16 protein-coding genes are annotated in these 14,927 nt (G+C 63.9%); 5 read left to right on the top strand and 11 right to left on the bottom strand.

Features of this window, described 5'->3' with window-relative positions; all coding sequences use genetic code 11:
• Positions 1 to 55 precede the first annotated feature (55 nt).
• The 3 genes from sepF to citZ all read left to right on the top strand — a co-directional run bounded on the left by sepF (position 56) and on the right by citZ (position 2,562).
• Entirely contained in the window at positions 56 to 418 is a 363-nt protein-coding gene (sepF, locus tag GRS80_RS11970; RefSeq protein ID WP_149082262.1) for a cell division protein SepF, read from the top strand.
• Between the two features lie 172 nt (positions 419 to 590).
• Complete coding sequence (locus GRS80_RS11965; RefSeq protein WP_160047741.1) at positions 591 to 1,244, top strand: helix-turn-helix domain-containing protein; 654 nt, start codon at positions 591 to 593, stop codon at positions 1,242 to 1,244.
• Between the two features lie 169 nt (positions 1,245 to 1,413).
• Positions 1,414 to 2,562, top strand: coding sequence for a citrate synthase (gene citZ / locus GRS80_RS11960; protein WP_160047740.1), 1,149 nt, complete (start codon positions 1,414 to 1,416; stop codon positions 2,560 to 2,562).
• A 53-nt stretch (positions 2,563 to 2,615) separates the two neighbouring features.
• Here citZ and GRS80_RS11955 read toward each other — a convergent pair whose 3' ends face one another.
• A complete protein-coding gene (locus GRS80_RS11955; protein WP_160047739.1) occupies positions 2,616 to 2,936 on the bottom strand; it encodes a hypothetical protein in 321 nt (106 codons plus the stop codon).
• Complete coding sequence (locus tag GRS80_RS11950) at positions 2,933 to 3,991, bottom strand: hypothetical protein (protein WP_160047738.1); 1,059 nt, start codon at positions 3,989 to 3,991, stop codon at positions 2,933 to 2,935. The genes GRS80_RS11955 and GRS80_RS11950 overlap by 4 nt, the downstream gene beginning before the upstream one ends.
• Positions 3,992 to 4,186: 195 nt before the next feature.
• On the opposite strand from GRS80_RS11950, the gene GRS80_RS11945 reads away from it, so the two are divergent.
• Positions 4,187 to 4,591: a gamma-glutamylcyclotransferase family protein gene (locus tag GRS80_RS11945; RefSeq protein WP_343161556.1), complete on the top strand. Its 405-nt coding sequence runs from the start codon at positions 4,187 to 4,189 to the stop codon at positions 4,589 to 4,591.
• A gap of 439 nt (positions 4,592 to 5,030) precedes the next feature.
• Positions 5,031 to 6,242: a threonine ammonia-lyase gene (gene ilvA / locus GRS80_RS11940; RefSeq protein ID WP_160047737.1), complete on the top strand. Its 1,212-nt coding sequence runs from the start codon at positions 5,031 to 5,033 to the stop codon at positions 6,240 to 6,242.
• Between the two features lie 56 nt (positions 6,243 to 6,298).
• Here the strand turns inward: ilvA and GRS80_RS11935 are convergent, their stop codons facing one another.
• From GRS80_RS11935 to GRS80_RS11895, 9 genes are all read right to left on the bottom strand, one after another.
• The gene (locus GRS80_RS11935) at positions 6,299 to 7,177 is read right to left on the bottom strand and encodes a hypothetical protein (protein WP_160047736.1); all 879 of its coding nucleotides are present in this window, start codon (positions 7,175 to 7,177) and stop codon (positions 6,299 to 6,301) included.
• Positions 7,174 to 8,208 carry an ABC transporter ATP-binding protein gene (locus tag GRS80_RS11930; protein ID WP_200840380.1) on the bottom strand — a complete coding sequence of 345 codons (1,035 nt, stop codon included), beginning with the start codon at positions 8,206 to 8,208 and terminating at the stop codon, positions 7,174 to 7,176. The genes GRS80_RS11935 and GRS80_RS11930 overlap by 4 nt, the downstream gene beginning before the upstream one ends.
• A gap of 71 nt (positions 8,209 to 8,279) precedes the next feature.
• Positions 8,280 to 9,170 (bottom strand): ABC transporter permease subunit, encoded by an 891-nt coding sequence (locus GRS80_RS11925; RefSeq protein WP_160047735.1) that lies wholly within the window; start codon positions 9,168 to 9,170, stop codon positions 8,280 to 8,282.
• A gap of 107 nt (positions 9,171 to 9,277) precedes the next feature.
• Positions 9,278 to 10,258, bottom strand: a complete 981-nt coding sequence (leuB, locus tag GRS80_RS11920; RefSeq protein ID WP_160047734.1) for a 3-isopropylmalate dehydrogenase — start codon at positions 10,256 to 10,258, stop codon at positions 9,278 to 9,280.
• Between the two features lie 204 nt (positions 10,259 to 10,462).
• Positions 10,463 to 10,768, bottom strand: coding sequence for a hypothetical protein (locus GRS80_RS11915; protein ID WP_160047733.1), 306 nt, complete (start codon positions 10,766 to 10,768; stop codon positions 10,463 to 10,465).
• A 141-nt stretch (positions 10,769 to 10,909) separates the two neighbouring features.
• A complete protein-coding gene (locus tag GRS80_RS11910; protein WP_200840373.1) occupies positions 10,910 to 12,130 on the bottom strand; it encodes a hypothetical protein in 1,221 nt (406 codons plus the stop codon).
• A 437-nt stretch (positions 12,131 to 12,567) separates the two neighbouring features.
• The gene (leuD, locus tag GRS80_RS11905) at positions 12,568 to 13,209 is read right to left on the bottom strand and encodes a 3-isopropylmalate dehydratase small subunit (protein ID WP_160047732.1); all 642 of its coding nucleotides are present in this window, start codon (positions 13,207 to 13,209) and stop codon (positions 12,568 to 12,570) included.
• Positions 13,206 to 14,627 carry a 3-isopropylmalate dehydratase large subunit gene (leuC, locus tag GRS80_RS11900; protein WP_160047731.1) on the bottom strand — a complete coding sequence of 474 codons (1,422 nt, stop codon included), beginning with the start codon at positions 14,625 to 14,627 and terminating at the stop codon, positions 13,206 to 13,208. Before leuC ends, leuD begins: the two co-directional genes overlap by 4 nt.
• Entirely contained in the window at positions 14,624 to 14,923 is a 300-nt protein-coding gene (locus GRS80_RS11895; protein WP_160047730.1) for a hypothetical protein, read from the bottom strand. The genes leuC and GRS80_RS11895 overlap by 4 nt, the downstream gene beginning before the upstream one ends.
• Positions 14,924 to 14,927 lie beyond the last annotated feature (4 nt).

The following is a 14,927-nucleotide window of genomic DNA, read 5'->3' as shown; positions in this document are numbered from 1 at the left end:
CTCGTGATTGTGTCTGACGTAAGAACTATACTCGCCGCGACAGTGGCTTCTGGCAATGGGAATTATGAGCAAGATCATCGGCGGTGATCAGACACGGACCGCCGAGGATTACGTCGAACTGGACCTCGACGACGTCGCGGCGGACTCGGCCGGCGCGAGCATGCAAGTACATATCGCCGAGGTTGGCGGACAGGCCGACGCGATCGACATCAAGGAGGCTGTCTACGACGGCGATATCGTCATCGCCGACGTGACGCGGCTGCGGACCAAAGACAGCACAGTCGAGCATATCGTCGACGAACTCCGACAGGTCGCCCAGGAGGTCGACGGCGACATCGTCCGCAAAGGCGACGACCAGATGATCATCACGCCGACCGGTATCCGGATCAGTCGCGAAAAACTCGGCCAATCGTTCTGAGCGAGCAGTCACGGTAGAACGGAAGCCGTCGGTGCCGGCCGCTCTGGCGCTCTCGAGTGACTCGCCGAGCGCAACCGCTCCAGGGCGGGGTCGGCTGTCCTTCGGGACCGTACTTTCACCGACTGGGAATTCCCGTGGGACGTTATCTCACGGGCCGTCCCTACGAATACGTATGACTGGATTTCGTGCAACCGTGGCGGTCTCCGACCCCGAAAGCTGTCCCGTCGCAGGCGTCACCGCGACCACCGAGGAACCGGCGGAGTCGGTAACCTGGACGCGAGCCGGCGGCGAGAACGACGATCGCGTCGTCGAGGAGTTTACGCTACCAACCGACAACGATCCATCACCGGACGACGTGGAGACCGATCTCACGCCGATCCAGGCGAACGAACACGAGACAGTGTATCGGTTCGAACGCGAACACGATGTCGGCTGTGCGTGTGAGATCGTCGAGGAGTCCGGGACGCCGGTGTCGTCGGTCAGCGCTCGAGACGGGGCGGTGCTGTTGTCGTTTCGAACGCTCGAACTCGAGGAGCTCGCCGCGATCGTCGACGGACTTCGCGAACGCTTCGAGGGCGTTCTCGTCGAGGAGCTCACGGAAGATCCAAGCGGCGAGTCGGTCGACCCGGTCATCGTCGATCGGGGCGCGCTGACCGACCGGCAACGAGAGATCCTCGAGACGGCCCACGAGATGGGCTACTTCGAGTACCCGAAAGGGGCGAACGCGACGGACGTCGCGGCCGAACTCGGCGTCGCGCGATCGACGTTCACCGAGCATCTGGCCGCTGCCCAGACGAAGCTCATGGACGCCTTTCTTGAAAAATAACGAAAACGAGGGCCCGTCGTGGGCGAGAAGTAGACGTTCGCGAAATTCTTAATCGAATACGTTCTGTCAGTCGTTCTTCCGACCGCTGGTAAACGCATACATCGGACGTGTTCGGCCGTGAGGGCGGACAAACGACAATACTTTTCCATCGGGATGCGAAACTTCGAGTATGGTTGACGACCTCAGGAAAGGACTGGAGGGGGTTCTCGTCGCGGAATCGGAACTCAGCTCCATCGACGGCGACGAAGGTCGACTGATCTATCGCGGCTATGCGATCGAAGACCTCGCGCGCGGTGCGAACTACGAAGAAGTCCTCTACCTGTTGTGGCACGGCCACCTGCCGGATGAGGACGAACTCGAGGCGTTTACGGCCTCCCTGGACGACGAGCAAGCGGTCAGCGAGGACGTCCTCGCGACGATGGAGCGACTGGCCGACGCCGAGGAACGACCGATGGCCGCCCTCCGGACGGCGGTGTCGATGTTCTCGGCCACCGAACCCGAAACCGACGCCGACCCCGCAGACCTCGAGGCGACGCTCCGAATGGGTCGACGGATCACCGCGAAGATTCCGACCGCGCTGGCCGCGTTCGAGCGCTACCGGATCGGCGAGGAGCCGGTCGATCCACACCCTGACCTGGGGCTTGCGGCGAACTTCCTCTACATGCTCACCGGCGAGGAACCCGACGACGTTGCGGCCGAGACATTCGACCAGGCGCTCATTCTCCACGCGGACCACGGGCTGAACGCCTCGACGTTCACTTCGATGGTGATCGGTTCGACGATGGCCGACATCTACAGCGCCGTCACCGGCGGAATCGGGGCGCTCTCCGGGCCGCTTCATGGCGGCGCGAACCAGGACGTCATGGAAGTACTGTTCGAGATCGACGAGAGCGATCTCGACCACCGCGAGTGGATCGAACAAGCGATCGAAGAGGGACGGCGTATCCCCGGCTTCGGCCACCGCGTCTACAACGTCAAGGACCCACGGGCACGAATCCTCCAGGAGCGAAGCGAGGAACTCGCCGAAAACGGCGACGACCGGTGGTACACGTACACCACCACCATCGAGCAGTATCTCACCGAGGAGAAGGGGCTCCCCGAGAAGGGGATCGCTCCGAACGTCGACTTCTACTCCGGCTCCGTCTACTACCAGCTCGGTATCCCGATCGACATGTACACCCCGATCTTCGCGATGAGCCGCGCCGGCGGCTGGATCGCCCACGTCCTCGAGTACCAGGATGACAACCGGCTCATCCGCCCCCGCGCCCGCTACACCGGATCGGAAAACGAGGAGCTCGTCCCGCTCGAGGAGCGGTAACGGTCGTCTACTGCCCGACGAACGTTCGGTTTCGCCGCGACAACCGCCAGTCTTCAGGAACTCAGTTCTCGAACGAGAAGCGAGATACCGACGAGCGATCCGAGCAACACGACTAGGTTGAACGCGGCGTGGATCAACGGCTGGTATCGTGGCTCGACCCAGAGGTCGATCGTGGCGGTCACGCTCCCGTAGAACCGGAACAACGCGTAGACCGCGAGCAGGGAGCAGACGACGAGCGCCCCCCAGGCGAGAAATCGCCTGACGTTCCCCGGGCGGAGTCTCGAGCGGTTGCTCGGTTCAGGGTCGGTTCGCGAGTGGGGACGGTCCTCGGGCGATTCGACCGGTGCGTCGGATTGTGGTGTCGTGTCAGTCATCGTTTCCTCCGTACGAGAAGCAGTGCGATCGCCACGGCGGCCGACATCGCGGCCGTTGCGGCGCCGAATCCGGGAACTTCGTCGGCGTCGTCCGCTTCGTCGTCCCGGTGTGGAGCGTCGGGTGCTGTGTCCGATGCAGTCGTCTCGAATCCGCCGTCGTCCTCGAAATCCGCGGCCGAAAACGTACTCTCGACGTCGGTCTCGTTGGCCATCACCGACTCTGGGCGGAGATCGGCGATCGCACGGTCGGTCGCCACGATCGTTCCATCGAGCCAGAGGACCGCATCGAGGTAGTAACGGTACTCGTCGGTGACCTCGAGCGTCGTGGTCGGCGTCGCCGTCTCGCCCGACTCAACGGCGGAGAGCGGAACGGTTTCGGCGTCGGCGACGACGTTCGAATCCGCTTGACGGGCCTTCACCTCGAGTTCGAGCGAGTCGGCAGGGTCGTCAGCGGTGTTGGTCAGATAGCTCGTTACCTCGAGTGTCGCTGTCTCCCCCGACGTCGACTCGACGGCGTACTCGATTGCAGGGACGGACTCGAAGGCGCCGCCGTACTGGTCACCGAAGCGGTGGAACTCGAGTCCGGTGTCGGCGTAGGCAGGCGTCAGGGCATCGACGCCGGAGACCCGGTGCGTCGCGGACTCGGTTCGCTCGCCGTCGACGTAGACGAACGTCTCGATCTCGTAGCCGCCTTCCCGGGGGACGTCGACCGTTCCCGACACCGCCGTCTCCGAGCCGGGCTCGAGCGTGCCGACCTCGCGTTCTGTCGTGTCCTCGACGAGGCCGGTGTCGGTATCTGTCGCCCGGTGGACGATCGTCACGTTGTCGACGGGAGCGCCGTACGCGGTGAGATAGGAGTCGACGGCGAGCGTCGCCGTCCCACCCGAAATCTCGTCGGCGGCGATCGTCACCTCCTGCAGGGACGCGTGTGATTCGACCGACGCGCCCGTCTCGGGGTCGTCGGGGTCCGCGACGGCACCGGCGAGGAGGAGGGTCGTCAGGGCGGCGACCGCGACCACCACTGCGGCGATCGCGAGCGCGTACTCGCGGTTCATGTCTCCTCGACTCGAACGATCGGATAAGTGCTTTGTGTAACTTTCCGTGAACGAAGCGCCGGGACGAGTTCGATCGGACAGGGGTGGTTCATCGAGGTAGTCGAAGACGGTCGATCGACGGACCAGGACAGTCGAGAGCGACCCTCGATCCGAAACGGCGTAACCGAGAAGGGGAATCGACGCGAACCCGAAGCCGTGTACGTCTTCGTCTACGGAACGCTGACCGATCCCGTGCGGGTCGAGTCGGTGGTCGGCGACGGCCGGTGCGAGTTCGACGGGCCGGCGACCCTCGAGGGACTCCACCGCGTCGAGGGGCGATACCCGACGCTCGCCCCCGGTGGCAGCGTCGACGGTCGACTCCTTGACGTCGATGACGCCGCCCTCGAGCGTCTCGATCGGTACGAGGGCGTCGACACCGGACTGTACGTCCGACTCGGCGTTCCCCTCGCTGACAGCGACGCGTCGGTTCAGGTGTACGTCGGTCGGCCGGATCGGTTGGGTCTCGGTGAGCGAGTCGAGTGGCCCGACGAAGCCACTTTCGCTGTGCGCGTCCGGACGGCACTCGAGCGGTCGAACGGTATGGTACACCGGCGCGAATGACGACCGTCGTTCGGCCGTCTGACGCGACGAGTATCGGAGCGCAGTCTTGCGATTACACTTTCACTCTGGAGGGATGGGTTTTATATGCTCGGCGTTCCCCTCTACACTCGCACGTCACACGCCGTGCATCCCTGTATTCCCTACCGTGCTGTCCGTTCGACAGCGCGGTTTATACCGACGGCCGCAACGGGGTCCGGGCTTCGACAACCTGTCACACGGAGTACCGTCCCGATCGACCGGTGCGACCGCGATCAGTCCTGCGGTCGCATGGAACTGACGGACAGGTGACCGTATCATACGGGCCGCGAGAGGTCTGTCCCGATCGATCGTAGACCGTATCAGTCGGGCCCGATCGACGACCCACGTCCGTCGGTGCCGCCGTTTCGCTCGTCGAGTGACAGCCGCAGTCTATTACGGTCAGCGGTGAGTACCCGGAGATATGCTCGAACTCTCTGACGTACTCGAGGCCCACGAACGGGTGCGCGAAACGTCGCGACACACCCCTCTCGAGCGCTCTCACACCTACTCGGCGATGACCGGAGCCGACGTCCACCTCAAACTGGAGACGTTCCAGCGAACCGGTGCGTTCAAGATTCGCGGGGCGACGAACCGGATCGCGACGCTCTCTGAGTCACAGAAAGAAGTCGGCGTCGTGACGGCGAGTGCGGGCAACCACGCCCAGGGCGTCGCGCTCGCGGCGACGCGGGTCGGCGTCGACTCGACGATCGTCATGCCCGAACACGCGCCAAATTCGAAAGTCGAGGCGACTCGCAGCTACGGGGCCGAGGTCGTCCTCGCGGGAACCGACTACGCCGAGGCAGCAGAACGCGCCCACGAGATCGAACGCGAAGAGGGCCGAACGTACGTCCACGCATTCGACGACGAGATGGTGATGGCGGGTCAGGGAACGATCGGCCTCGAGATTCTCGAGGACTGTCCCGACGTCGAGACGGTCGTCGTCCCCATCGGCGGCGGCGGGCTAATCAGCGGGGTTGCAACCGCCGTCAAGGAACGCAACCCAGACGCGCGCGTCATCGGGGTTCAGGCGGAGGGGGCCTCGAGCGCCGCGTCCTCGCTCGAGAAGGGCGAACGCGTCACGATCGACGGCGTCCACACGATCGCCGACGGGATCGCAACGCGCTCGATCGGCGAACGGACGTTCGAACACATCCGTGAGCACGTCGACGAAGTCGTCACCGTCTCCGATCCCGAGATCGCCGTCGCGACGGTCTACCTGCTCGAGCGCTCGAAGACGCTGGTCGAGGGAGCGGGCGCGGTGCCGCTCGCGGCGCTGCTGTTCGACAAATTCGCCTACGAGGACGACGAGACGATCGTCCCCGTCCTCTCCGGCGGGAACATCGACCTCAACACGCTCACCAACGTCATCGTCCGCGGTCTCGTCGAGACCGGCCGCTACCTGAAGATCCGGACCGTCCTCTCCGACCAGCCCGGCGCGCTGGCTCGACTGCTCGAGATCTTCACCGCCCACCGGGCGAACATCTACGCCATCCACCACGACCGGACCTCCCGCGACGTCGAGATGAGCGACACCGAAGTCGAGATCGACCTCGAGATGCGCGGTCCCGACCACGTCGAGGAGTTCCTCGTGGATCTCCGGGAGGCCGGGTACGAGGTCGACGTGCTGGTCTGAACGGACGCTATCACCCACGCGGGCTCGATCCCGTCGAATCACCGAACCCCGTCGAGTTACCGAAACGGGATCCAGCTTTCCGCCTCGATTTCGATCTCGGTCGACGGAGTGAGGCCGGTTCCGTCCAGCCTGCTCCCGTCGTCATACTCCTCGTCGCCCTCCTCCTCTTCGCTCCCATTGCCCTCGTCGTCACCGTTCTCGTCGCCCTCCTCCTCTTCGCTCGCACCGCCCTCGTCGTCGCCGGTCTCGTCCTCGAGAGCCGAATCCTCGCCCTCGTCGGCTGAACCGCCGTCGTCGGTCGTCTCCTCGCCGTTTTCTTCCTTCGGACGGCGATATCTGAGGACGTGATCGTCGCCTAACCGACCCGAGAGCTCGTACGTTCCGTCTCGCACGACCTCGTCGCCGGGGACCTCGTACCGGAACGAGAACGACTCGTCGGGGAAGAGCGTCATCACCAGCTCCTCGCCGTCGAGGCCCATCCCGTTCGGCCGCACGTCCACGTGGGGACTCTCCTCGTACTCGTCGCTCCAGAGGTAGATCCACGTCTCGCCCGGGTGGTCCTCCGGCTCCGCGCGCAACTCGAGGGTGCCGAAGGGGCGAATCCCCATGCTAACCAGTTCGATCGCCTCGTCGTCGACGTTTTGGACGGTGAGTTCGATTACCCCGGGAGAGTCGACGCGGATTTCGGGATCGACGACCTCGAGGTCGAACGAGATCGGCTCATTCTCGACGGGCTCGCTCGAGGCACGGACGATGGCGTACTCCGTATCGGCCATACAGCCGGCGAGTGCGGTGGTCGACGCGGCGACGGCTCCGAGCACCGTCCGGCGGCGGAGTGTGGATCGTGGAGGACGACCGTCGGCGCGATCCTCGTCGCCTCCTCGCTCGGCGGCGTCATCTCGGTCTTCGCCCGGTCCACTGGGGCCAGCAGTCACCGCAGTCCACCCCCGGACGCCGCTTCGGTCTGTGCGACGAAGATCGACTCGACGGAGGGCTCGTCCACGTTCGTCCGCGTGACGGCCATCCCCGATTCTTCGACCGCCGCGATCACGTCGTCGTGGCTCTCGGCTGACTCGAGACGGACGACCACCGTATCGGCGACGGTCGCAGTCGCGGTTCCGGCCGCCGACGCTGGTTCGCCCGCAACATCTGCTGAGGACGATTCGCCCCTCACGGGGGACGTTTTAGCCTCCCCAGACGTCACCCCGGTGCTCGAGGGGTCCCCGTCCATCGAGACTGACGCGTCGACGACGCCGGAGACGCCACTCGCCGCCCGGCGGGCGCGCTCGACGTCGCCGTCGACGACGAGTTCGAGTTCCGTCGTCACCGGCGCCTCCGCGCGTAACTCCTCGAGGGTTCCCTCCGCGACGAGTTCGCCCTCGTGGAGGATGCCCATTCGATCGCAGACGAGTTCGACCTGCCCGAGGACGTGACTCGAGAAGAAGACCGTCGCGCCGCGCTCGTTCTCCGCGTGAGCGATCTCGCGGACCGTCCGGACGCCATGGGGGTCGAGTCCGGAGAACGGCTCGTCGAGGATCAGCAGATCGGGGTCGCCGACCAGCGCCATCGCGAGCGCGAGGCGCTGGCGCATCCCCCGGGAGTAGCTTCCGGCGTCGTCGTCGATCGCATCCGCGAGGCCGACGCGCTCTAATAGCTCCCCGGGATGGTCGTCGGCTCCCTTGGTGTCGATGACGAGCCGCAGGTGATCGCGGGCGGTCCGGTTCTCGTAGACGCTGAAGCCGTCGGAGAGGATGCCGACGCGCTGATGCACGTCGACGACGTCCGCACGCGGGTCCAGTCCAAGTACGCGGATCGATCCCTCGGTCGGCCTGACGTAGTCCATCAGGAGATTGATCGTCGTCGACTTCCCGGCCCCGTTCGGCCCCAAGAATCCGTAAATCTCGCCGGACTCGACCGTAAGCGAGAGATCCTCGACGGCCGCCTCCGAGCCGTAACGCTTCGTCAGCCCGTCGGTTTCGATGACCGGTTCGTCGCTCGTCTCGGCAGCCGATTCGCCGTCCGAATCGCTCGAGGAATTCACCCGAGATCGCCCCCGTCGAAGCGGTGGTAGGCGATCGACAGCGAGGTTACGATCCAGGCGACGAGGATCACGATACCACCCGCCTCGTGGAGGTACAGCGGGGCGGTTCCAGGATCGAACGCCTCCCCGACGGCGAGGGCGTTACTGCTGTGGCCGGGTCGCAGGACCGAGATTGCACTCGAGTGGTGCCAGGCGGAGTTACCGGCGTCGAGGATGCCGTTCGTCGCGACGTTGTACGCGCCCGTCGGGGAGAGCCGGTCCATGAGAAACAGTCCACCCTCGGCGGGCGGATCGTACGGGTTGACCGGAACGCCGGTGAGCCGCGAGTAGATCCCCGGCACGAACATCTGCCAGAAGATCTCGAGGATCAAGATGAATCCGATAAACAGCGTCGCCGCCGCCGTCGTCGTCCGGCGGACGATCGCCGAAACCGAAATCACGATCGAGACGAGCGCGAGGAAATAGAGCGCCGTCACCGCGAAGACGGCCAGATACCGAAGCGGCGAGAACAGGCCGTACTGGACCACTCCGGCGACGGTGACGATCCCGAGAGCGAGAAACGCCGGGATCGCGATGCCGGCCAGTCGGCCGACGAGCTTTCCAAGGAGAATTTCGCCTCGAGTCAGCGGCAAGCCGAGGAGAAACTTCAGGCTTCCCGAGGCGCGCTCACCGACGATCGATCGGTAGCCGAGGATCACCGCGGCGATCGGGACCACGATTCCACCGGCGAACTGAAGGAAGCCGACCGTCATGTCGGGACCGAGTTCGTTCCAGACAGTGTAGGAGGGGCGATACGTCCAGAGAAGGAGGACGAGCGCGAGCAGCCAGACGCCCTTCGACCGGAGGAGGGCCCTGGCTTCCTCGCGCGCGAGCGGGTACCATCGCATTACCACCCAGTCATCAGCGGACCGTAATAAAGGAAATCTATCGTTCTCGAGGTCAGAAATCGACTCGAGATCGCCGGGTTCGGCCGACAGCGGTCGGAAATTACCCGCTACAGACGGTCGACGATCGCGTTCGTCACGTCCTCGGTCGAGGCGTCGCCGCCGAGATCCGGCGTTCGTGGTCCGTCCTCGAGGACGCCCTCGACGGCGTCACGCACGCGCTTTCCTTCCTCGTCGTGGCCGAGGTGCTCGAGCATCATCGCGGCGGAGATGATCGTCGCCGCGGGGTTCGCGATGCCCTCACCGGCGATGTCGGGTGCGGAGCCGTGGACGGGCTCGAACAGGCCGCGCTCGGGGCCGATGTTGGCGCTCGGGAGCATGCCGAGGCCGCCGACGAGACCGGCGGCCAGATCGGAGAGGACGTCCCCCGCGAGGTTCGGACAGACGACGACGTCGAACTGGCCGGGGTCGAGACAGACGTGGGTCGCGAAGGCGTCCATCAGTACCTCCTCGGTCTCGACGCCGCGTTCGTCGGCGACGGAGACGACCGAATCGCGGAACCGGCCGTCGGTCTCGCGCATCACGTTCGCCTTGTGGGCGACGTGAAAGCCGTCGTAGCCGTTGTCCTCGACGAACTCGCAGGCGAACTCTGCGAGCTGCTCGGAGGCCGAAGACGTGACGACGCGGGTCAGCGTCGAGAGGTCGTCGCTCAGCCGGTCCTCGTGCCCGGAGTAGACCCCCTCCGTATTTTCGCGAAGGAAGACGAGGTCCGTCTCGGGGCGCACGGCGTCGACGCCGGGGTACACCGTCGCGGGTCGGACGTTGACGAACGAGTCGACGGCCTCCCGAAGCGGGAGGATGACGTCGGCCGCCGTCTCACCCACCGCACCGAACAGCGTCGCGTCCGTCGAGGCGACGAGGTCGTACGTGTCCTCGGGGAGCGCCTCGCCGGTCTCCGACCGCACGTAGTCGCCCGCCTCCGCCTCCTGAAAGGCGAAGTCGACTTCGAGGGCCTCGAGGACCTCCACTGCTGCAGGCGTCACTTCCTGGCCGATGCCGTCGCCGGGGATAACGGTAATCTCCTCAGTCATGCCCGAACCTCTACCCCGGGCCGAAAAGAGGGTATCGATGTCTCGGGGGTGCGGACGAGACGTCGGCCGCGAGAACGAGCGGAGGAACGGGCCGAAGACGACGACTGGGATCCGGAGTTTCCCATACGGTCTGCTGGACGTCGTTTCCGAAACGACCGCGACTCGTTCTTCGATCGCACCGGCACGTCGGAACAGCAATCCGTATCAGTCACCCATCGCGGCGACGAGCAGCCGGAGGTTCGTGCCGAACTGTGTCACCAGCGCCCGCGGGAATCGCCGTCTCGCTCCCTCGAGTGCGTCACGAAGCGCCACCTCGGCGTCCTCGAGAACGCCCTCTCCGTGGCCGAAGAGGATCCGCTCGGGCTCGAGGGACCAACACCGGCCGTGCTGGCCCCTGATACTGACTGCTGTAAGTCCGTACCAGGGCAACCGCGCCTCGCCTTGCGGTTGCCCCGGTAAATAGTTACAGCAATCCGTATGATTCACGAGCGAGAGTGCAATGACTTTCAACGAACACGATAGTCGTCCGACGAGCCGACCGGAGAACCGTTATCGAGCTCCCTCGATCATCCTCACTTCGTCGGAACCGAGACCGATCACGACAAACGTGTACGTGTGGTCCACGCAGCTCGCTCGACCGACTCGAGACGACTACTTACACCGTTTCCTGTATCTCTCGTACTCGCATTTCGTGCGTTCGTACGCGCGCTTTTTCTTCCGGACCTCCGATTTCTTCGCGCGTCCTTTCTCGTATTTCTTTTTGACCTTCTCGTACTCGCGTCTCTTGCGTTTGCACGCACGCTTTTTCTTTCTGTATCGCTTGCCCTTCTTTTTCTTCGGCGGCTTCGGGGGTTTCGGTGGCACCTCCGCACACGGCGCATCGGACGCCTGTATATTTGTGTCGAACAGTGTCTCGCTGTCGTAGAAGACTCGCAAGTACGAGGGATCGAGGTTTCCGGGGAGCGGAATCACGGCGACACCGTCCGCGTCGACGGGCACATCGTACGTCTCGACGATGTCACCAACGAAGGTCACCTCCGCGGAGAGGATGTCACCTTCAGGGACGTCCGTCGTCGTGATCGTGATCGCGTCGCAGGTCACCTCGAGATCGTCGATAACCGGTGGGGTCGGCGTACATGGAGCGTCCTCGGCGACGACCTCCTGGTCGTCGAGAACGAGGTCGCCGAAGGTGATAACGAGATTCGTCGGATTGAGATTCCCGGGCAGGATGAACGTCGCGGTGTTGTCCTGGACCTCCGCCGTGAACGTCTGCACCGATTCCTCGCCATCGGCATCGAGGAATGTCACCTCCGCGGTCAGTTCCTCCCCATCAGGGATGTTCATCGTGGTGACGAAGATCTCCTCGCAGGTCACTTTGAAGTCCACGAGCGCGGGCTGGGGATCGTCGGGGTCGCACTCGTAGAACGTCACGTTGCTGATGTCGGGCGAGCCCGGCGGGAGACAGAACGTTGTGTATGGCTCTCCCTCATCGTCTACGACTGGGGCGACGTAGCAGTTCAGTCCCGCTTTGAGCGTGACGTAGTCCGCACCCTCGGGAATCTCGTCGGGTGTGAAACACTGGCCCGTCAGTCCGGTGAACAGCGGGAACAGTGGACCGACCTCGTCGCACTCCGGTTGCGCTTCGACGCACGCGATGCACTGTTGGACCTGCGGTCCGGGTGAAAACGTTCCGCAGAACTCCGCTATCACGCTCCCATTGTTATTCTGTTGGGGTGTAGCTTGCTGTGCCTCCGCAGACGTCGTCGAGAGCCATCCTAATCCGACTGCACTGGTTGCGCCAGCCGCAGCAATCCCTTGCAAGTACGATCGCCGTTTGAATCTACCGTCAGCGTTATCTTCATCGCTTCGCATACAAGATTCTCAACCAGTATCTATCGCTATTGTTAGTCGTATCTTGAAAATCAGGATAGATGATTGCCGTTCAGAAGGGACCTGCTCCCAGTTTGTAATCTCTACCTACGAATCGCACTCTAACGCTACCGATCCTACCCCTCAGACTGACACCCCAAAGTACACGGCTACCTGTGGGTTCGTTACTACCTACTCTATTTAATTAGTAAGTTGTCCGTACCGCTGGTCACGCCACAATACGGCTTCAGAAGCCCCTTCACGGGATGTACCGAAGGACGCGGTGGGTCCGGTTTATATCGATCTGAGATTGTTCTGTTACCCTCGGTTTGCAACGGGCCCCTTCGCGTTACGAGCTTGTACGCCGTATACAGAAAATAATTCGTTTAGGAAAACTGTACGATGACCAAAACTACGCTCGAGCGGGTCGAGAGACGAGCCTACTCCGCGTCGGGGATCTGACGCTCCTCGACGTACGGCAGTTCCTGGGCTTTCTTTCGGACCTCGCCGGCGTTTGACTTCATCAGCGCCGTCGTGTCCCAGACGCCCTCGACGAGCGCTTTCCGCTGGGCGTCGTCGACGGTGACGTCGATCGTCTCTCCCCCGTACGTGACGGTCTCGGCTTCGACATCGATCTCGAGTTCCCCGTCGGGGTTCTCGTCGACCCACGCCTGTAGCTCTTGGATGGTCTCGCTGTCGGCGGTGACGGTCGGGATGCCGAGTGCCAGACAGTTGCCCGCGAAGATTTCGGCGAAGCTCTCGCCGATGAGCGCGTCGATCCCCCAGCGCATCAGCGCCTGCGGGGCGTGCTCGCGCGAGGAGCCACAGCCGAAGTTGCTGTTGACGACCATCACCGACGAATCCATGAACCGCTCTTCGTTCATCGGGTGCTCCTTGGGATCGTCGTTCTCGTCGAAGCGCACGTCGAAGAACGCGAACTCCCCGAGGCCGTCGAACGTGACGACCTTCATAAAGCGAGCGGGGATGATCTGGTCCGTGTCGATGTCGTTGCCACGGATTGGAACACCAGAACCGGAGACGTACTCGACCTCCGGAATCTCGACGTCGTCAACGCCGCTCATACGGTGGTCACCTCCTTCAGGTCGCGTACGTCAGTCACTTCGCCTTCGAGCGCCGCCGCGGCGACCATCTGCGGGTTCATCAGGACGGTTCGACCGTCCTTCGAGCCCTGGCGGCCGACGAAGTTTCGGTTCGAGGAGGAGGCACAGGCCTCGTCGCCCTCGAGTTGGTCCTCGTTCATGCCGAGACACATCGAACAGCCGGCGTTTCGCCACTCGAAGCCGGCCTCCTCGAAGACGTCTTTGAGGCCCTCCTCCTCGGCGGCCCGCTGGACACGCTGGCTGCCGGGAACGACGAGTGCACGGACGTCGTCGTGTACCTCCCGTCCCTCGACGATACCTGCCGCCCGACGAAGGTCGGGCAGACGGGCGTTCGTACACGAGCCGAGGAAGGTGACGTCGATCTCGTAGCCGTCCATCGTCTCGCCGGGTTCGACACGCATGTGTTCCTGGGCGCGTCGGGCGGTGTCCTGTTTGTCCTCTGGGAGGTCCTCCGGGGCCGGAATCGGCTCCGTGATACCGATCCCCTGTCCGGGGGTCGTCCCCCAGGTGACGACCGGCTCGAGTTCGTTCGCGTCGATCGTGACGACGTCGTCGTACTCCGCGTCGTCGTCCGACCGGATCGACTCCCAGTAGGGTTTGAGCTCGTCGAACTTCTCGGGGTTCGCCTGGAAGTAGTCGGTCTCTTCGAGCCACTCGTAGGTGGTCTCGTCGGGGTTGACGTAGCCCGCGCGAGCGCCGCCCTCGATCGACATGTTACAGATCGACATCCGACCTTCCATGCCGAGACTCTCGATGGCGGAACCGGCGTACTCGTAGACGTAGCCGACGCCGCCTTCGGTGCCGAGTCGGCGGATGATCTCTAAGATGACGTCTTTCGCCTCGACGCCGTCGCCGAGTTCGCCGTTGACTTCGATCTTGCGCACCTTCTGTTTCTCGAAAGCGAGCGTTCCGGTCGCGAGCACGTCGCGGATCTGGCTGGTGCCGATCCCGAACGCCAGCGCGCCGAAGGCGCCGTGCGTACTCGTGTGGCTATCGCCACAGACGATCGTCTTGCCCGGCTGGGTAATTCCCTGTTCCGGACCGACGACGTGGACGATCCCCTGATCGCCAGAGTCGGGGTCGGAAAAGTCGATCCCCGCCTCGCGGACGTTCTCCTCGAGTTCACTCATCATCTCTTCGGCCGCGTCCTCCTCGTAGGGGCGGGACTGATCGGCCGTCGGAATGATGTGATCGACCGTCGCGTGCGTGAGTTCGGGGTAGGCGACCTCGAGGTCGCGTTCCTCTAGCATGCCGAACGCTTGCGGGCTGGTCACCTCGTGGATGAGGTGAAGGCCGATGAACAGCTGATCCTGTCCGGTCGGCAACTCGGTTACCTTGTGGTTCTCCCAGACCTTGTCGTACAGCGTCCTCTCACTCATTCGTCGGCACCTACGGGTTGTTTCCCGCGTTCGAAGACGCGGTTTGCGGTCTCCGCGTCGTGTGGCGGCGTGTGATCGACGCTCGCCATCGTTCGCTCGCGCTGTTCGTCAGATCCCGCATCCGTCGCTTTCGATCGGTCGCCGTCGGATCGGCTCTCCGACGGGGATCGTTCGCCGCCGTCGGTGGCGACGACCGGACCGCGGGTGAACAGGCGGCCGGCCGTCTCCCCGGTGTGGGGGTTGGTGTGGCTGATATCGGCCATCGTTTCTCGATCCGTATCCGTCTCTCGTGTCATCGTG

Source organism: Natrialba sp. INN-245, assembly GCF_009807105.1.
GTDB lineage: Archaea > Halobacteriota > Halobacteria > Halobacteriales > Natrialbaceae > Natrarchaeobius > Natrarchaeobius swarupiae.
This window is presented reverse-complemented; position numbering and strand designations above follow the sequence as displayed.

Coding starts and splice junctions, on each gene's coding strand:
- sepF (WP_149082262.1), top strand. CDS start 56: ATGGGAATTATGAGCAAGATCATCGGCGGTGATCAGACACGGACCGCC.
- GRS80_RS11965 (WP_160047741.1), top strand. CDS start 591: ATGACTGGATTTCGTGCAACCGTGGCGGTCTCCGACCCCGAAAGCTGT.
- citZ (WP_160047740.1), top strand. CDS start 1,414: ATGGTTGACGACCTCAGGAAAGGACTGGAGGGGGTTCTCGTCGCGGAA.
- GRS80_RS11955 (WP_160047739.1), bottom strand. CDS start 2,936: ATGACTGACACGACACCACAATCCGACGCACCGGTCGAATCGCCCGAG.
- GRS80_RS11950 (WP_160047738.1), bottom strand. CDS start 3,991: ATGAACCGCGAGTACGCGCTCGCGATCGCCGCAGTGGTGGTCGCGGTC.
- ilvA (WP_160047737.1), top strand. CDS start 5,031: ATGCTCGAACTCTCTGACGTACTCGAGGCCCACGAACGGGTGCGCGAA.
- GRS80_RS11925 (WP_160047735.1), bottom strand. CDS start 9,170: ATGCGATGGTACCCGCTCGCGCGCGAGGAAGCCAGGGCCCTCCTCCGG.
- leuB (WP_160047734.1), bottom strand. CDS start 10,258: ATGACTGAGGAGATTACCGTTATCCCCGGCGACGGCATCGGCCAGGAA.
- GRS80_RS11910 (WP_200840373.1), bottom strand. CDS start 12,130: ATGCGAAGCGATGAAGATAACGCTGACGGTAGATTCAAACGGCGATCG.
- leuD (WP_160047732.1), bottom strand. CDS start 13,209: ATGAGCGGCGTTGACGACGTCGAGATTCCGGAGGTCGAGTACGTCTCC.
- leuC (WP_160047731.1), bottom strand. CDS start 14,627: ATGAGTGAGAGGACGCTGTACGACAAGGTCTGGGAGAACCACAAGGTA.
- GRS80_RS11895 (WP_160047730.1), bottom strand. CDS start 14,923: ATGACACGAGAGACGGATACGGATCGAGAAACGATGGCCGATATCAGC.